The sequence below is a fragment of the Sphingobium tyrosinilyticum genome (assembly GCF_042654265.1).
GTDB lineage: Bacteria > Pseudomonadota > Alphaproteobacteria > Sphingomonadales > Sphingomonadaceae > Sphingobium > Sphingobium tyrosinilyticum.
In genome coordinates, this window is record NZ_JBHSFZ010000005.1 from 1 (window position 1) to 15539 (window position 15539).

Here is a 15539-nt window from a genome sequence, read left to right on the forward strand (position 1 = left end):
GTGGCCACCAGATGGGCCGCCGGGGGTGGGGCCTCGGCCCCACCCCCGGCAACGCCGTCATCTACACCGGGAAATTACACCATCACCGCGGACGCTAGCACAAAAATCCCGATGGGTCCTTTCGACAGGCTGAGATTAAGCGCTGTCGGGAAGGCGAAGCGGTGCAGCTGATTGCAGAGCCGCACAATCCCTCTGACCCCCTGGCTGTTGCCGTTCTATCCCGGCGGGGGACCTGCATCGGCTATATCAGCCGGGAGCATAATGAGTGGATCAGCGAGAAGCTCGCCACTGATGGAATAGCATCAGCCTGCATTGACATGATTGTGGGCGGCGGACGCGACAAACCATCCCGGGCGTACTGCTCGAACTGAAGATGCTCTGACCGAGAGGGGGGCTGCGCGAGGGCCGCCTGCATAACGCTGATGGCACGACTGAATGATCGGATCGCGGCAGCGTGGAACTGCCTGCCATTTCAGTAATTTAATCAAAAAGCCCCGCCTCACTCAAAGGAAGGCAGGGCAGTTTGGGTCGCAATGCAGGCTAACCTGCATAGAGATAAGCGCCTTCGCGGGCATTGGTTGCTGCAAACCAGTTTGCTGCGTCCCGATAGCAACTGGGGCTATACCTAAGTTAGACAGCAAAAGCCCCGCGCTGCTGTCGGAGCGCGCGGGGCTTCTCGCAAGGGGGGTGGCGAGAGGATCCTTTTACGCCTCCGCCGACGAGTCGCCCATTTACCAACGGGCATACTCCTGAAGAAACGCCCACAAAGGAGTGCTACCTACCACTCACCCTACCTTTCTCGACAACCTCTATCGGCAAAAATCGCGGGAGAGCCGCAGAAATTCTGGGCTTTCTGGCTGAAAGGCAGATCCGGCAGGTTGTGGTGGAGGGTAAGTAGCCGCCAATCATAGCATGCTGATCAGCGCAAACTGATCCAACACTCTTCCTGCATACTTCACGCAGTCTTCCTAGGCAGCGGAAGCTAAGCGTTTACGGGCTTTTGAAGGGCGATCCGGCCGATCCCATGTGGGATCCATGTGCCATGGAGCCGCCGACGCTCATAAGAAAATGGCGGAAATGCTGGGGAAAACGCGTCACAAGAATGGCACACGGCTTCGCGGCGACATCGCGTCCGATGCGCCACAAACCGTTGATACTTCAGGAGAAAAAATGGTGCACCCGGCGGGATTCGAACCCACGGCCCTCAGATTAGGAATCTGATGCTCTATCCTGCTGAGCTACGGGTGCCCGGTGATGGCTCTATGCTGCGCGGCAGGCGTGGTCAATTCTTCGCTTCAGGGGGCACGACCGGAAACAGCAGCGGCGCGACCTCCACGCCTTCCGAAAGCAGCGCATGCGCTTCTTCGGGCGCCACTTCGCCATGGATGCTCGCTCGGTCCTTCTCGCCATAATGCATGGCGCGCGCCTGTTCGGCGAAGCCTCTGCCGACCCAGGTCGATTCTTCCAGCACCTTTGCCTGCGCCTGTGCGAGGGACTGCATGATCTCGCGCATCCGGGCCTCGTCTCCGGCGAGCGCGACCGGCGCGGTGGGCGCGGCGGCGGGAGGAGCCTCAACGGACCGCTGGTTGCCTTTGGCCCCGACGGCGGGAGCCATCACCGCCTTGGTGATATCCGGATCGCCGCAGATCGGACAGATCAACAAACCGCGCGCAGATTGGTCCTCATAGTCCGCACTTGAACCGAACCAGGCTTCGAACACATGCTCATGGGCACGGCATTTAAGGTCGAAAACAATCACGAAAGCGTCACGTCCACAGGAAGGATGCGCCGGTTGGCGATCGCGGGCACCCGCCCGCGCACCTCCTCTACGCGCGACAGATCAAGTTCCGCAAGGGCAAGGCCAGCCTCCACCCCCATGTCCACCACTATCTCACCCCAAGGATCGACGATCAGGCTATGGCCGTAGGTTTCGCGCCCATCGTCATGCCGCCCCGTCTGCGCCGCAGAGATGACGAAGCAGCCCGCCTCGATCGCGCGGGCGCGCAGAAGGATGTGCCAATGCGCCTGTCCGGTCGGCACGGTGAAAGCCGCTGGCATCAGCAGCACCGTCGCCCCTGCATTGGTGAGCGCGCGATACAAGTCAGGAAAACGCATGTCGTAGCAGACGGAAAGGCCCATCCTTGCCCAGGGCGTATCTACCGCCACCACCCGCTCGCCCGGGCCATAGACCGAGGATTCCCGCCAACTCTCGCCCGTGGCCAGATCGACATCGAACAGGTGGATCTTGTCGTAACGGGCGCGAATGGCTCCGTCCGCGTCGATCATGAAGCTACGATTCGCCCATCGCCCGTCGCTGCGCTCATCCTTCAGCGGCAGCGATCCCAGATGCACCCAAAGTCCATGCTTCGCCGCCGCCTCACGCACCTGCGCAAGGACGGGATCGTCCGCTTCACAACGAAGGGTGGCCGCCGCGCGAGAACGGTCACGGTCCAGATACCCTGCCATTTCGGGGGTGAAGAGCATGTTCGCTCCCTCAGCCGTAGCACGCCCGATCATTTCCGCAATCGCTGCGCCATTGGTGGCGGGATCGATTCCGCTCGTCATCTGGAAGATTGCGGCCCGCATCTTGCTCACAGGCCGAGCAACGGGTCCAGCTTGCCCTGGCGATCCAGCGCCGCCATGTCGTCGCTGCCGCCAATATGCCTGCCGTCGATGAAGATCTGCGGCACGGTCGTGCCGCCATTGGCGCGCTCCAGCATCTCGGTGCGCTGGGGCCCACCCATCGTTATGTCATATTCGTCGAACGCGACGCCCTTGCTCTCCAGAAGCGCCTTCGCCCGCGAGCAATAGCCGCACCATGCCTTTGTGTAGATTTCGACCTTCGCCATTACATACTCCTTGCGGGCTGAAATTGTGGCTGAGCCATGCTTTGTCAATCGATGCCTTCACCCCCCTCCGGCAAGGCCCGCGCCCAGCACATCAGGTGAACGCTGGAAGCGCCGCCCCGTTTCAGCACGCGCGCACGGGCGGCGGCCGTCGCGCCGCTGGTATGCACATCATCGATCAGCAGCACCGATCGTCCCTTCACCTGATGGCCGGGCGCCAGGGCGAAAGCGCCGCGCACCGCCTTTGCCCGCTGCCCCGCGTGCATGCCTCGTAGTGGCTGGGTCGCACGGGTGCGCAGCAACCCATGCTTATCCACTGCCAGTCCCGACGCTCGCCCCAGATGATCAGCGATCAACGCCGCCTGGTTGAAGCCTCGCCACCATAGCCGCCAGCGATGGAGCGGCACCGGCATGATCAGCGGCAGCGCTTCGAAGTCGGGCAGGCGTCTTGCCATATGCCGCGCGATCAGCCGGGCAAGTCCAATGCGCTTCCCATATTTCAGCCGCAGAGCGACCTTGCGCGCGACATCGCCATAGGCAAGCACGGCCCGCGCACTGTCAAAGGGCGGCGGATCGGCAAGACAGGGGCCGCATGCCGCATCCCGGCCGCGGTCGTGGTCGAACGGCACGCCGCAGCGCGCGCAGCAAGGCTCGCTCAGAAAACGCATCCCGCCCCAGCACGAAAGGCAGAAAGCGTCGTCCGCTTCAACAATCGCGCCGCAGCCGGGGCAGCGCCGCGGCAGGGCGTAATCCAGCACGGAGCGTAATGCGCCCTTGAGAATGGTGGCAAGCGGCATGATCTCCCTTGTTCCCGTTCCGCCCCGGATGCACAAGGCCCGCCATGACCCAGCCTGATATCTTCGATCGATCCCTGCGCGCCCTGCGACGGGACCGCATGATGGCCAGATTTGCGGATCACGACTTCCTCTATCGGGCCATGCTGGACGAAATGCTTGACCGGCTGGCCGATGTTCAGCGCGAATTGCCGGAAGCGCTCGTCATCGGATGCCCCGACGCGACCGCCCGCGCCGCGCTGGAGGCGATGGGCAAGCGCGTCGCCTGCGTCGATCCCGGCTTTGCAGCCGCCCGCTTGCAGGGGGGCGTGCAGGCGGAAGAGGATGCGCTGCCCTTTGCGGACGACAGTTTCGACCTGGTGCTGGCCTGCGGAACGCTCGATAGCGTCAATGACCTGCCGGGCTCGCTCATTCTGATGCGGCGGGTCCTGCGACCTGATGGCCTGATGCTCGCCGCCTTCACGGGCGCAGGCACTCTGCCCCGTTTACGCGCCGCGTTAATGGCGGGCGAAGGCGACCGGCCACACCAGCATATTCACCCGCAGGTCGATGTGCGCGCGGCCGGCGATTTGCTGAGCAGGGCTGGCTTCGCCATGCCGGTGGCGGACAGCGAGACGCTGACCGTACGCTATGGCGACATGCTGCGCCTGATGCATGATCTGCGCGGCATGGGGGCGGGCAATATGCTTGCTTCGCACCCCCCTGCCCTGCGGCGCAATACGCTGATCGGCGCGGCCCAACATTTCGCCGCGGCCGCCGATCCCGATGGACGAACGGCGGAGCAGATGGCGATCCTTTACCTGAGCGGCTGGAAACCGGACCCGAGCCAGGCAAAGCCGGCGCGCCGTGGCAGCGCGACCGTATCGCTGGCCGAGGCGCTCAAACGGAAGGATTAAGGCCGCTCGTCATTCCAGCGACCCGAGGGCAGCGAGGCCAAGGCCGGAAGTCGAAATCCCAGTTCCGCAGCGGTGACGAACGAAATCGCTTACAGGGCGCTCAAGCGGCCAGCCGCAGGAACGGCACCGGCTCCGTCGATCGCAGCACGATCGGATTGCCTTCAGACGCCTCGAACAGTTCGCCGTCCAGGATGACGCTACTATGATCGCCTTCGATCCGGATGATGTCGCCCTGCTCCAGATGGACGCCTTGCACCTGCGCCTTGCCGACCCGGCGCGTAATGCTGGCCCAGCCAAGGCGCAGCAGCGCGGGTAGGCTCTGATCAACCGCCATCAGCTTCATGTTGCCCCGGCGGCTGTCGCCTGCCTGCACGCCCAAGAGCAGCCGGTCGAGCGTCGTTACTATCAGCACCGCAAAGCGCCCGGCGAGTTGTCCTTCGCGGATGAGGCTGATGCGCACCGGATGGCTCGACTGCGGAAGGAAGCGGGCGCGGATTCCGAAGATCAGCGACACCAGCACCGCGATCACCGTCAGGAAATGGCTGAGCCCATTGGACAGGCCGAGCGGATAAATCTGGTTCCGGCAATAGAGCATGTAATCGGCTAGGCCAGCGCCGCCCAGAAACATGCCCAGCACCGGACGCGATTCCGCCCGCCCATCCGACAGCGCGATCAGTTCGCGCGCGACCACATGATCATCGACACCGGCCTTGGCGATCTCGACGATCCTTTCCAGCGCCTTGATCGGATCGCCATGAATGCCAAGGTCCAGCGCGATCAGGTTCGTCTTGCCATTGGGCAGCACCGCGATCGGCGGCACGCGCCCGGTGAAATGTTCGCCCTGATAGAGTTCCGTCAGCGCGGCCTGCACCGTGCCATCGCCGCCATTGATGACAATGACGACCGGATCGACGCGAGCGATGGTCTGCAGCGCCCGCCCGATCTGCTCGACATGCTCCACCTCATAATGGAAAATGTCGGGATTGCTGGCGCAATAGCTGCGCACGCGCGGAAGCGTCTGCCGGTTGCCCGTCGACTTGGGATTGGACAGGAGCGCGACGCGGACCATCGGATCAGGACATATATTGAAGTTTGATGGTGATATGGGTCACGCCCGGCCCGACCTTGACCGCAGCCTTGTCTATCGACGGCTTGCCCAGGTTGAAGATGCTGATCGCCGGATTGTTGGAAAATCCGCCACCATCGCGCGAAATGCTGGTCTTGCCGTTGCCGTCGCGATCATGCCGCACCGCGATTGCATAGCGGCCCGGTTCCGGCACCGGCATGCAGAAACGCATGCCGCCATTGCTCGGCCGCACGACAGTATCGATGCGGTTGAGCCAGGCGCCCTTCGCCAGCCAGGCGCTCTTGGTAGCGGGATAGGATTGAACGCGCACCTTGCCGGTCGCGGCGGCAAAGCCACGCACATCGACCAGCAGCGCGGGGCCCTTGACCGATGCGCCGCACCGATCCAGATCGTTGCCGATTTCCTGTCCATGGGCCAACGCCGGAACAGCGGCAAACAGCGCCCCTGCCGACAACAGACCCATCGCAACTTTGAACATGACCATCCAACTCCGTGAAGCTATAGCCGCCCGAGAAAATCGGACGGCGAGCCCCTGTTCGCCCCCGCGAACTTCATTTCCGTGATTCTGCTATGAGCGGGGTTTGCGGCCAAATCATGGTGATGGGACGACCACATAGAGAATGCTGACCGCCACCGACCGATATCTCGCCCGCCTGATTGCGCTACCGATGCTCGGCACGCTGGTCATTTCCGCGATGCTGCTGGTGCTCGACAAGATGCTGAGCCTGTTCGACTTCGTGGCGGCGGAGGGCGGTCCCGTCAGCGTCGTGTGGCGCATGCTCGCCAACATGATGCCGGAATATCTCTCGCTCGGCATTCCGATCGGGCTGATGCTGGGCATATTGCTGGCCTTCAGAAAACTCGCTCTGTCGTCCGAACTGGACGTGATGCGCGGGGTCGGCCTGTCCTACGGGCGGCTGCTGCGCGTCCCCTATATGTATGCCATCGCGCTGGCGCTGCTCAATTTCGGCATCGTCGGCTTCGTCCAGCCGCTGTCCCGCCATGCCTATGAAGCGCTCCGCTTTGAACTGCGATCAGGCGCTCTGGGCGCATCGATCAAGGTCGGAGAGTTCACCAGCCTCGGCAAACGCATGACGCTGCGGATCGAGCGTAGCCTGGATGAAGGCCGGAACCTTCAGGGCATCTTCGTGCGCGCCGTTGGCAAAAACGGTCAGACCGTGGCTGTGACGGCGGCGCAGGGCAGCTTCCTTGCCACCGACGATCCCGACACCATCATCTTCCGCCTGCGCGACGGAGTACTGGTGAATGACGCGCCTCAATATAAATCGCCGCGCATTCTGTCCTTCTCCAGCCATGACCTGCCGATTGACTTGCCGCAGATTGAGCGGTTCCGCGGCCGCAATGTCGATCGCGAAAAGACGATCCCGGAACTGGCGGTCATTGGCCATGATCCCTCCACGCCTGAAAAGCTGCGCAACGAGATTCGCGCCAATTTCCATTTCCGCATGGTCGAAGTGGCAATGATGCTGTTGCTGCCGCTGGCCGCGCTTGCCTTCGCCATCCCGCCCAAAAGATCGACCTCGGCGCTGGGCGTCTTCCTGTCGATCGTCTTCATCGTGACCTATCACAAGATTAACGAATATGGCCAAGGCGTCGGTTCGCTGGGCAAGGTCGATCCGATCATCGCACTATGGGCGCCGTTCCTGCTGACCGCCGCGTTGATCTTCTGGATGTATCATGTCGTCGCGCACCGCCCGGGCGGACAGCCGATCGGCGCGCTGGAATACGCCTTCGCCAAGCTCGGAAAGCAGGTCGCGAAACTGCTGCGCTTCGGCCGGAAGCGCAGCCTGGCGGCGCAAGGAGCAGCCTGACCCCATGCAGTTCGACTTCTTCCCCTCGCGCCAGATCAGCTGGTATATGGTGCGCCTGTTCCTGACGCGAACATTCGCGGTGCTGGCGTTGCTGGTGGTCGTGCTCCAGACGCTCGATCTGCTCGGCCAGTCCGGTGACATCCTTTCTTATCCAGGGAATGGCGACGCGCAGCTGTGGCATTATGTCGGGCTTCGCGTGCCGCAAATCGTCGCGCGCTTCCTGCCCTTCTCCGTTCTGCTCGGTACGCTGATCATGCTCGCCAGCCTCAACCAGAATAGCGAGATCATCTCGATGAAGGCGGCGGGTCTGTCCGCGCACCAGATATTGGCGCCCCTGATTGCGGCAGCGCTTGGCGTGGTGCTGGTGAGCTACGCCTTCAACGAACGGGTCGTCGCCCGCTCCACCGCAGCGCTCAGCGCCTGGCAGGCGGTAGATTATGGCCCCGTGCCACCCAACAGCGGCATCAAGGCCAATCCATGGGTGCGCGACGGCAACAATCTTGTCACCGCCGCAATCGTCGCGGGCCGGGGCACCGCCGTGCAGTTACGCAAGGTCGAGATATTCAATCGCGTCAACAACAGCCTGACGACAATCGTGCAGGCGCCCAAGGGCCATTATGATGCCGCCAATAAGAGCTGGCTGTTGGAAGATGCGCGCCAGTTCGATGTCGCCCGCGGGACCGAACGACGGGTTGGCACTGTCCGTTTCGGCCATGCAATCCGGCCCGACCAGTTCACGTTGGCCAAGGTCGATCCCGACGCCATGACATTCAGCGAGCTGCGCGCCGCCATCAGCGACCTGCGCGACGCGGGTCGTCCGACCGCCGAGCTGGAAGGAAGCCTTTGGCATAAATTGTCCGGGCCGCTCTCTGCGTTGCTGATGCCGATCCTGGGCTCGGTCGCCGCCTTTGGCTTGGCCCGGTCGGGTCAGCTGTTCGTCAGGGCGGTGCTGGGCATGGCGCTGGGCTTTGCCTATTTCGTCGCCGACAATTTCTCGCTCGCCATGGGCAATCTCGGCGCCTACCCGCCCATCCTCGCCGCCTGGGCGCCTTTCTTCCTGTTCCTGCTGGTGGGCGAGACGGTCTTGTTCCGGACGGAAGAATAGACCCTAATTTGCTCGTTACTCAGAAAGCGGGGGGTCGGAGGCCCGCAGCGTACGCCCATCTAAGATTCCAGCCTGCGCTGGGATGATAGGAGCGGATCAGCGCCGCCCCATCGTACTCCGCGCGATCTTACCAACCAACGGCCACATGCCGGTATAATTCCCCCGGTGATAGGGCGACTCTTCACCCAAAGCGGTGACCAACCGGGCGTGCGCCTTGCCCAGCGCATGATAGGGCACGCTCGGCAAAAGATGGTGCAGCGCATGATAGCGAAGGCCAACGGGCGCCCATATCGCCGCCAGCGGCGAGGGCGGCGGCACATTCACCGAATCCAGATATTGCGCCGTCACGGTCATCGCCTCGCCCTCATTCTCCCAAAGATGGGCGACCAACGTGCGCAGCTGGTTGATGACGGTCATCCCCGAATGCACTGCCATATAAACCAGCAGAGGCTTCCACCCGAGCAGGAAAACGCTTCCGACCAGCATCAGCGCGAACAGGCAGGCTCCCGCCTCCTGCCACATCCATTGGCGGCGAAACGCACCTTCCGGCGCACGGCGGCGATAAGCGGGGTTGATCGACAGCGCGGAAAGCTCGGCCACGACCTTGCGCCGCAGCCCGGGCAGGATCAGGCTGATCGGCGTCAGTAAACCAAAGCGCAGGATCAATCCCACCGGCGCCAGCGCCGCGACCAGGATGAACAGCGGCAACGACCAAGGCTTCATCAGCGCCAACGGCAGATATTCCGGATCATTGGCGGTGCCATAGCGTGTCCGCGCGTGGTGCTGCGTATGCACATCCTCATACATGAAGGATGGGATCATCAGCGGAATCCCCACCATCAGGTTCCAGCCGAGCCGAAAACCGGGCAACGCATCCTTGCGGATATGGGTCAACTCATGGATGAAGCTCGCCGCACGATACAGCGCCAACATCGCGACCAGTCCGCTGACGATCGCGAGCGGCACAGTGTCGATTAGAATTGCACCGGCCAGCCCAGCATAACCGACCAGCGCCGACGCCAGCATGTCCGGCCAGTAGATTTTGGGATTTGCCACCGCATATTCGCGCGCCAGGTCCGCGGCGGCGCGCAGCATCGCCGTATCGTCGGGAATCGCGAAGCGCTTGGCGGCTGCGCCTGCAATGATGGGATCATGCACAGTCATGCGGCGCTCCTATACCGTAATTGCGCTGAAATCGTGGCAGCGGCATGACAGGTCCGCCTTGGTCGCGCCAGAGGGCGAGGTCCCGATTGACAATCGCGAAACAAGCGCCGAACTGCTGCGATCCATTACCGAAAGCTCTGCCGTGGCTCATTCCGATCTGGTAATCACCCCCGTCACCTCCAAGGCCGACCGCAAGGCGTTTGTCGAGTTGCCCTGGCGGCTTTACGCCAATGACCCCAATTGGGTGCCGCCGCTCAAGGATGAAGTGTACGGCCTCATCACCCCGGGCAAAAACCCCTTCTTCGGTCATGCAGAAGCGCAATATTTTCTCGCACGCCGGGGCGACCGGATCGTCGGCCGCATCTCGGCGCATATCGATCATCTGGCGCTCGCCCAGCCCGCAGGACAGGGCATGGGCCCAGGAACCGGCAATTTCGGCCTGTTCGAAGCGGAGGATGCGGATACTGGAAAGGCGCTGATCGGCGCGGCGGAAGCCTGGCTTCGCGCCAAGGGCATGACCCGCGTTCTCGGGCCCATCTCCCTTTCCATCTGGGAAGAACCCGGCCTGCTGATCGAAGGGCATGACCATCCACCCACGGTGATGATGGGCCATAACAGCCCCGCCTATCAGGCGATGGTCGAAGGGTCCGGCTATCAGCCGATCAAGCAACTCAAAACCTATGAGTTGGACATCACCAAGCCCTTCCCTCCGCTTATCCAGCGCATCATCTCCTCGGGTGAGAAGAGCGACCGCATCCGCGTGCGCAAGGTCGACAAGTCGAAATTCGATGCGGAGGCGGCGATCATCCTCCACATCCTCAACGACGCCTGGGGCAAAAATTGGGGGTTCGTGCCGATCACCGACGCGGAGATCGCCTTTATCGGCAAGAAGCTGAAACCGTTGGTGTTTGAAGACCTGATCATGATCGCTGAACTGGAAGGCGAACCGGTGGCGTTCATGATGACGCTGCCCGACCTCAACGAAGCGACCGGGCCGCTTAACGGATCGCTCTTCCCCTTCGGCTGGGCGAAGCTGCTCTGGTGGTTGCGCAGGCCGCAGGTCCGCACCATGCGCGTGCCGTTGATGGGCGTCGTGCAGCGCCTGCAATCGTCCCGCATGGCGAGCCAGCTCGCCTTCATGATGATCGAATATATCCGTCGCAGGGCGACCGCCAACTATGGCGCGACGCGCGGGGAAATCGGCTGGGTGCTCGACGACAATCAGGGCATGAACGCCATTGCCGACGCGATCGATAGCAAGGTGAACAAGGTCTATCAGATCTACGAGAAGGATCTTTAAGCCGATCCATAGCCACCGTCACCCCCGCCTACGCGGGGATGATGGCGCAAATTACCCGGGCACAGCCACATCGATGGCCCCCGGCGCGACCGCGACGGTGACCGGGGTCTTGGCCAGCACCTCGCCATCGATCGAAATCCGCTGCCGGGGCCGCGTCTCGATCCGAAAGGAGCGCCCCCGAAATTCCTCCGTCTGCCCATCACGGTCGCGCAGCTTGAAGAATTTCGCATACCAGTCCCAAGCGAGTCGCGCATGGCTCCTTCCCACCACCGCCTGTATCACCAGTTCACCGCTCTGGACGTCCGCCTGTTCTGACAGTTCCACCCCGCCATGATAGGAACCGTTCAATATCCGTACTTCGGTGGACCACATGCGGCGCTGGCTCTGTCCGTCATCGATCATCAACCGAAACGCGCGAAATCCGATGGAGCATTTGACCGCCCAGATCAGATAGCCGATCCGCCCGAGATAGCGTTTCAGCTTGTGCGGCACTGTCCTGCCGATCATCGGCGACAGCCCCAGAGAGGCCGCGTTGACGAAATAATCATGGTCGATCACGCCAAGGTCGATACGCTGCCGCCGCCCCTTAGCGATCACCTCCACCGCACCTTCCAGATCGAGCGGGAGGCCAAGCGTGCGGGCAAAGCTGTTCGCCGTTCCGAGCGGCAGGACGCCGAACACGCAATTTTTCCCCACCAGTTCATCGACCGTTCCGGACAGCGATCCATCACCGCCGCCCACGATGACCATCGGCGCGCCGCTTGCCACAGCCTGGCGCACCAAGTCCTGCAATCGATCCGGGTCATGCACGGCATGGGCGGCGATCAACCGCACCCCGCCCTGCTCCAGCTTTTCCTTGGCCTGCGCGAATAAAGCCTCGCCCTTGCGGCTGTGGACATTGACGATCAGCACCGCCTCGCGCGGCAGGGGGTTTATTTCCATGCCCCAACAACACGCCAGGGCTTCATCGGCTCCTGCCCGCAACAAATCGGGCATTGCGGTCGTTGAAAAGCCATGGCCCGCATAGCTCACCTCTCCGACGTGCATTTCGGCGCGAATGACTCGAAGATCGTCTCCGCCACCGAAGCCTGGCTGCAACAGAGCCAGCCCGACCTCGTCATCATCAGCGGCGATTTCACTCAACGCGCGCGTGTGGAGCAGTTCCGTGCCGCGTCCACCTGGCTGAACCGCTTGCGAGCCGCGGGCATGCGTCTGCTCGTCATTCCGGGCAATCATGACGTGCCGCTCTATGACGTAATGCGCCGCTTCGCCGCCCCCCTCGGCCGCTACAAACGCTATATCAGCAACGACCTGTGCCCTTGGTATGAGGACGCGGAAGTCGCCATCCTCGGCCTGAACACCGCGCGATCGCTGACGATCAAGGACGGCCGCATCAATCATGAGCAAATGCGCCTCCTGCGGGAGCGATTTGCCCTGGTCGCGCCAGACAAGACGCGCATCCTCGTCACCCACCACCCGCTGTTCGCCATGCCGATCGGCAAGGGTGGCGAACTGAGCGAGGCGGTCGGCCGCCATGAGGACGCGGTCGAAGCGGCTACCGATGCGGGCATCCACATCGCACTGGCGGGCCATTTTCACCGCACCTACGCCGAAGCGGCGCAGAAGATGGTCGCCGACGCGGGCGGCGCGTTGGTGATCCAGGCGGGCACGGCCACATCAACACGCCTGCGCAATGCGGAGCCGCAGAGCTTCAACTGGCTCCATGTGCATCGCAACGACCGGATAGAGCTGCAGGTCGTCGTATGGGACGGAGCCAGCTTTCAGCGCGGCCACCATGTCGAATATCGTCGCGACGCCGCCGGATGGCAGGCGCATGAACTGCCCGACGTCTCGGCCCGCCCCGGCATCCGCGTCGCGCAGGCCGCCCGCGCCTGATCGCTCAGTCGAAGGCGGGGCTCGCCAGCGCCAGCGCATGTTCGCGAATGGCAGCGGGCCAGCCAGCCGTCTGCGCCTCGAACTGCGCACGATCCTTGGCATAAAGCGCTCGGATGGCCGCTTCATAGCCCGGCCGGTCGCCTGCCATCACGGTCAGGAAATGATAAGCCGCGTCCATGGCAGCGCGCGGCGTGACCTGCCCTTCTGAAGCCTTGCGCGCCTGTTCGACTAACCGCCGCAACGTGGCGGACGCGCCACCTGCCTGCGTCGCGAGCCATTCCCAATGGCGGGGCAGCAGCGTGACCTCCCGCGCCTGCACGCCCATCTTGGGCCGTCCTCGCCCCCGCTGCGCAGGTTCGCGCAGGTCAAGGTCGATCTGCCGGCCCGTCAGATCATCGAACAGCAGAAGATTTTGGGCATCATAACCCATCGCCCGCAACGCCGCGCGCACTTCATCCTCGTCGCCGGTGGCGATCCAAAGCTCGCCTGAAAATGCCGTATATGTCCGCGCCACGCCGAATCTCCTTCGACGCAAAGAATATCACCCGGATAATATATAGTCAATAAGACCCGGATAAATTTATTCGCTCAGCTTCACCCAGGTCGGCGCATGGTCGCTCGCTTTTTCCCGCCCGCGGAAATCCTTGTCCACTTGCGCATCGACCAGGCGGTCGGCGGCCGCCGGGCTCAACAGCAGATGATCGATCCGAAAGCCCGCGTCGCGCGGCCAGGCGTTCATCTGATAATCCCAATAGGTCCACACCCCGCCCGCAGGATGGCGGCTCGCGATAGCGTCGGTCCAGCCATCGCCCAGCAAACGCCGGTAGGCCGCGCGGCTTTCCGGCTGCATCAGCGCATCGTTGGCCATGGCCTTCACGGCATAAACGTCCCGGTCACGCGGGATCACATTATAGTCGCCCGCAAGGATGGCAGGCACTTCCTCCGCCCAAATCTGCGAAGCCCGATCGCGCAGTCGCTTCATCCAGCGCAGCTTATAGTCGAATTTGGGTCCCGGCTGAGGATTGCCATTGGGCAGGTAAATGCTGGCAACGCGTACCCCTTTCACATCGGCTTCGATATAGCGGCTATGCTCATCCTCGGGCTCACCCTCCAGGCCGCGACGTATCTCGGCAGGCGTTTCGCCGCGCGCCAATATGGCAACGCCGTTGAACCCCTTCTGCCCATGCCAGATCGCTCCATAGCCAACCTCCTCGATATCCTTGATCGGGAAGGTTTCGTCGGAAGTCTTGATCTCCTGCAGGCAGGCGACATCGGGCTGCGTTTCGTTCAGCCATTCCAGCAGGCGGGGCAGCCGCGCCTTGATGCCGTTGATGTTGAAGGTCGCGATGCGCATGGCCGGTTCTCCTCCCGCGCATCCCTAGAGAGAAGTGCAGCCCTTCGACAAGGGAGGGCCAGAGATTAAATCGAAAAGCTGGACCCGCAGCCGCATCCGGCTGTCGCGTTGGGGTTCGTCACCTTGAACGCCGCGCCGCCCAAGTCGGACACGAAATCCACCGCCGCGCCGCGCACCAAGTCCAGGCTGACGTCATCCACCACCAGCGTCACGCCGTCACGCTCCACCGCCACATCGTCAGCTTCGACCGTCTCGGCCAGCCCGAAGCGATATTGGAAGCCCGAACAGCCGCCGCCCTCGACGGCAAGGCGCAGGATCGCGGGTTTGCCCTGCTTGGCGGCAATGGCGGCGACCCGCGCGGCGGCGGAGGAGGTCAGGTCAATATCGGTCATGATGCCTAGATAGGATCAAGCAAAAGGCCCGGCAACCCATGGGCGCCGAGCCTTTGCAAAAGACGAACGGAGTGGGGTTGATTATTCAGCCACCTTTTCCTGCGCCTTGGTCGGGCCGCCCATGGCAACGGGAGGCTTGGTGTTCATCGCCACCAGAACATCGGGACCGACAACGAAGGGGATCGGGTTGATCGCCTGACCATCGACGCGCACTTCATAATGAAGATGGCTGCCGGTGGAACGGCCCGTCGAGCCCATCAGGCCGATCAGCTGGCCGCGATGCACATAGCTGTTCGGGGCAGCAATCAGCTTCGACATATGGCCGTAGCGGGTTTCAAGACCGCCGCCATGTGAGATCTGGACGAGATTGCCATAGCCGCTCGCCCAACCGGCGCGGCTGACGATACCATCGGCGGTCGCATAGATCGGCGTGCCGACCGGACCCGGAATATCGATGCCCTTGTGCATCCGCGCGCCGCCGTTGAACGGATCGGAACGGACGCCGAAATTGGAAGTCAGGGAAAGCTTCTGAACGGGGCGGCCAGAGGGGATGTTGTTCTCAACCTTGGCGTCGCCGTCCAGCCGCTGCAGGCTGGAGAAGAGATTGGAAAAGCCCACATCGGCCGGGCCAAGCGCGCTGCTGTTGATTTCCGACGCGTCGCCATAAGGATCGTCGGCATTATTTTTGGCCTGAGCCGGGACCGCGGCGCAAAGTGCGCCCGCCATGCCAACTACTCCCGCCATTTTAAACGCAGCCTGGAACCATGGCGCGCTGCGCGCATTCATTGAACGAAGAAACAACATGCCGACCCCGACTTATTCACCGGAGGCTTTAAGCCTCTCGGCGCTCCCCGTGTTGACCAATGCGACCAC

At 62.8% G+C, this 15539-nt stretch carries 18 protein-coding genes and 1 tRNA gene; 6 read left to right on the top strand and 13 right to left on the bottom strand.

The window, feature by feature from the left end; genetic code table 11:
- Positions 1-134 precede the first annotated feature (134 nt).
- Positions 135-371 (top strand): HIRAN domain-containing protein, encoded by a 237-nt coding sequence (locus tag ACFO3E_RS03350; protein ID WP_380802720.1) that lies wholly within the window; start codon positions 135-137, stop codon positions 369-371.
- Positions 372-1171: 800 nt separating this feature from the next.
- On the opposite strand, the gene ACFO3E_RS03355 is transcribed toward ACFO3E_RS03350, so the two are convergent.
- From ACFO3E_RS03355 to ACFO3E_RS03375, 5 genes are all read right to left on the bottom strand, one after another.
- Positions 1172-1248, bottom strand: a tRNA-Arg gene (locus tag ACFO3E_RS03355).
- Positions 1249-1282: 34 nt separating this feature from the next.
- The gene (locus tag ACFO3E_RS03360; protein WP_066524547.1) at positions 1283-1759 is read right to left on the bottom strand and encodes a DUF1178 family protein; all 477 of its coding nucleotides are present in this window, start codon (positions 1757-1759) and stop codon (positions 1283-1285) included.
- Entirely contained in the window at positions 1756-2586 is an 831-nt protein-coding gene (locus ACFO3E_RS03365; RefSeq protein WP_066528609.1) for a carbon-nitrogen hydrolase family protein, read from the bottom strand. Before ACFO3E_RS03365 ends, ACFO3E_RS03360 begins: the two co-directional genes overlap by 4 nt.
- Before the next feature lie 5 nt (positions 2587-2591).
- Complete coding sequence (gene grxC, locus ACFO3E_RS03370; RefSeq protein WP_066524549.1) at positions 2592-2849, bottom strand: glutaredoxin 3; 258 nt, start codon at positions 2847-2849, stop codon at positions 2592-2594.
- A 44-nt stretch (positions 2850-2893) separates the two neighbouring features.
- Complete coding sequence (locus ACFO3E_RS03375) at positions 2894-3643, bottom strand: ComF family protein (protein ID WP_380802520.1); 750 nt, start codon at positions 3641-3643, stop codon at positions 2894-2896.
- Between the two features lie 44 nt (positions 3644-3687).
- On the opposite strand from ACFO3E_RS03375, the gene ACFO3E_RS03380 reads away from it, so the two are divergent.
- A complete protein-coding gene (locus tag ACFO3E_RS03380; protein WP_066524550.1) occupies positions 3688-4536 on the top strand; it encodes a methyltransferase domain-containing protein in 849 nt (282 codons plus the stop codon).
- Between the two features lie 100 nt (positions 4537-4636).
- On the opposite strand, the gene ACFO3E_RS03385 is transcribed toward ACFO3E_RS03380, so the two are convergent.
- Both ACFO3E_RS03385 and ACFO3E_RS03390 read right to left on the bottom strand, forming a co-directional pair.
- Entirely contained in the window at positions 4637-5605 is a 969-nt protein-coding gene (locus ACFO3E_RS03385; RefSeq protein WP_066524551.1) for an acylglycerol kinase family protein, read from the bottom strand.
- 4 nt (positions 5606-5609) lie between these two features.
- On the bottom strand, positions 5610-6107 hold the full coding sequence (locus ACFO3E_RS03390; RefSeq protein ID WP_380802522.1) for a DUF2141 domain-containing protein: 498 nt from the start codon (positions 6105-6107) through the stop codon (positions 5610-5612).
- Positions 6108-6243: 136 nt separating this feature from the next.
- Here ACFO3E_RS03390 and lptF point away from each other — a divergent pair, with 136 nt between their 5' ends.
- Positions 6244-7455: an LPS export ABC transporter permease LptF gene (lptF, locus tag ACFO3E_RS03395; RefSeq protein ID WP_066524554.1), complete on the top strand. Its 1212-nt coding sequence runs from the start codon at positions 6244-6246 to the stop codon at positions 7453-7455.
- A 4-nt stretch (positions 7456-7459) separates the two neighbouring features.
- On the top strand, positions 7460-8560 hold the full coding sequence (gene lptG, locus ACFO3E_RS03400; protein ID WP_066524556.1) for an LPS export ABC transporter permease LptG: 1101 nt from the start codon (positions 7460-7462) through the stop codon (positions 8558-8560).
- 96 nt (positions 8561-8656) lie between these two features.
- Here lptG and ACFO3E_RS03405 read toward each other — a convergent pair whose 3' ends face one another.
- Entirely contained in the window at positions 8657-9724 is a 1068-nt protein-coding gene (locus ACFO3E_RS03405) for a fatty acid desaturase family protein (protein WP_066524558.1), read from the bottom strand.
- 142 nt (positions 9725-9866) lie between these two features.
- Between ACFO3E_RS03405 and ACFO3E_RS03410 the strand changes: the two genes are divergently transcribed.
- The gene (locus tag ACFO3E_RS03410) at positions 9867-11024 is read left to right on the top strand and encodes a hypothetical protein (protein WP_066528613.1); all 1158 of its coding nucleotides are present in this window, start codon (positions 9867-9869) and stop codon (positions 11022-11024) included.
- Positions 11025-11075: 51 nt separating this feature from the next.
- Here ACFO3E_RS03410 and ACFO3E_RS03415 read toward each other — a convergent pair whose 3' ends face one another.
- Positions 11076-11966 (bottom strand): diacylglycerol/lipid kinase family protein, encoded by an 891-nt coding sequence (locus ACFO3E_RS03415; protein WP_066528616.1) that lies wholly within the window; start codon positions 11964-11966, stop codon positions 11076-11078.
- A 72-nt stretch (positions 11967-12038) separates the two neighbouring features.
- Between ACFO3E_RS03415 and ACFO3E_RS03420 the strand changes: the two genes are divergently transcribed.
- On the top strand, positions 12039-12920 hold the full coding sequence (locus tag ACFO3E_RS03420; RefSeq protein ID WP_066524559.1) for a metallophosphoesterase family protein: 882 nt from the start codon (positions 12039-12041) through the stop codon (positions 12918-12920).
- Between the two features lie 4 nt (positions 12921-12924).
- On the opposite strand, the gene ACFO3E_RS03425 is transcribed toward ACFO3E_RS03420, so the two are convergent.
- From ACFO3E_RS03425 to ACFO3E_RS03440, 4 genes are all read right to left on the bottom strand, one after another.
- Complete coding sequence (locus ACFO3E_RS03425; RefSeq protein WP_066524560.1) at positions 12925-13434, bottom strand: DUF2239 family protein; 510 nt, start codon at positions 13432-13434, stop codon at positions 12925-12927.
- Positions 13435-13500: 66 nt separating this feature from the next.
- Positions 13501-14274, bottom strand: a complete 774-nt coding sequence (gene xth, locus ACFO3E_RS03430; RefSeq protein WP_066524562.1) for an exodeoxyribonuclease III — start codon at positions 14272-14274, stop codon at positions 13501-13503.
- 65 nt (positions 14275-14339) lie between these two features.
- Positions 14340-14666 carry an iron-sulfur cluster insertion protein ErpA gene (gene erpA / locus ACFO3E_RS03435; protein ID WP_066524564.1) on the bottom strand — a complete coding sequence of 109 codons (327 nt, stop codon included), beginning with the start codon at positions 14664-14666 and terminating at the stop codon, positions 14340-14342.
- 81 nt (positions 14667-14747) lie between these two features.
- Positions 14748-15470 (bottom strand): M23 family metallopeptidase, encoded by a 723-nt coding sequence (locus ACFO3E_RS03440; protein ID WP_380802528.1) that lies wholly within the window; start codon positions 15468-15470, stop codon positions 14748-14750.
- Positions 15471-15539 lie beyond the last annotated feature (69 nt).

What these genes read in the sequence shown, in the direction of transcription:
- ACFO3E_RS03365 (WP_066528609.1), bottom strand. Translation starts at nt 2,586, where the DNA reads ATGCGGGCCGCAATCTTCCAGATGACGAGCGGAATCGATCCCGCCACC.
- grxC (WP_066524549.1), bottom strand. Translation starts at nt 2,849, where the DNA reads ATGGCGAAGGTCGAAATCTACACAAAGGCATGGTGCGGCTATTGCTCG.
- ACFO3E_RS03375 (WP_380802520.1), bottom strand. Translation starts at nt 3,643, where the DNA reads ATGCCGCTTGCCACCATTCTCAAGGGCGCATTACGCTCCGTGCTGGAT.
- ACFO3E_RS03380 (WP_066524550.1), top strand. Translation starts at nt 3,688, where the DNA reads ATGACCCAGCCTGATATCTTCGATCGATCCCTGCGCGCCCTGCGACGG.
- ACFO3E_RS03385 (WP_066524551.1), bottom strand. Translation starts at nt 5,605, where the DNA reads ATGGTCCGCGTCGCGCTCCTGTCCAATCCCAAGTCGACGGGCAACCGG.
- ACFO3E_RS03390 (WP_380802522.1), bottom strand. Translation starts at nt 6,107, where the DNA reads ATGGTCATGTTCAAAGTTGCGATGGGTCTGTTGTCGGCAGGGGCGCTG.
- lptF (WP_066524554.1), top strand. Translation starts at nt 6,244, where the DNA reads ATGCTGACCGCCACCGACCGATATCTCGCCCGCCTGATTGCGCTACCG.
- lptG (WP_066524556.1), top strand. Translation starts at nt 7,460, where the DNA reads ATGCAGTTCGACTTCTTCCCCTCGCGCCAGATCAGCTGGTATATGGTG.
- ACFO3E_RS03405 (WP_066524558.1), bottom strand. Translation starts at nt 9,724, where the DNA reads ATGACTGTGCATGATCCCATCATTGCAGGCGCAGCCGCCAAGCGCTTC.
- ACFO3E_RS03415 (WP_066528616.1), bottom strand. Translation starts at nt 11,966, where the DNA reads ATGGAAATAAACCCCCTGCCGCGCGAGGCGGTGCTGATCGTCAATGTC.
- ACFO3E_RS03420 (WP_066524559.1), top strand. Translation starts at nt 12,039, where the DNA reads ATGGCCCGCATAGCTCACCTCTCCGACGTGCATTTCGGCGCGAATGAC.
- xth (WP_066524562.1), bottom strand. Translation starts at nt 14,274, where the DNA reads ATGCGCATCGCGACCTTCAACATCAACGGCATCAAGGCGCGGCTGCCC.
- erpA (WP_066524564.1), bottom strand. Translation starts at nt 14,666, where the DNA reads ATGACCGATATTGACCTGACCTCCTCCGCCGCCGCGCGGGTCGCCGCC.
- ACFO3E_RS03440 (WP_380802528.1), bottom strand. Translation starts at nt 15,470, where the DNA reads ATGTTGTTTCTTCGTTCAATGAATGCGCGCAGCGCGCCATGGTTCCAG.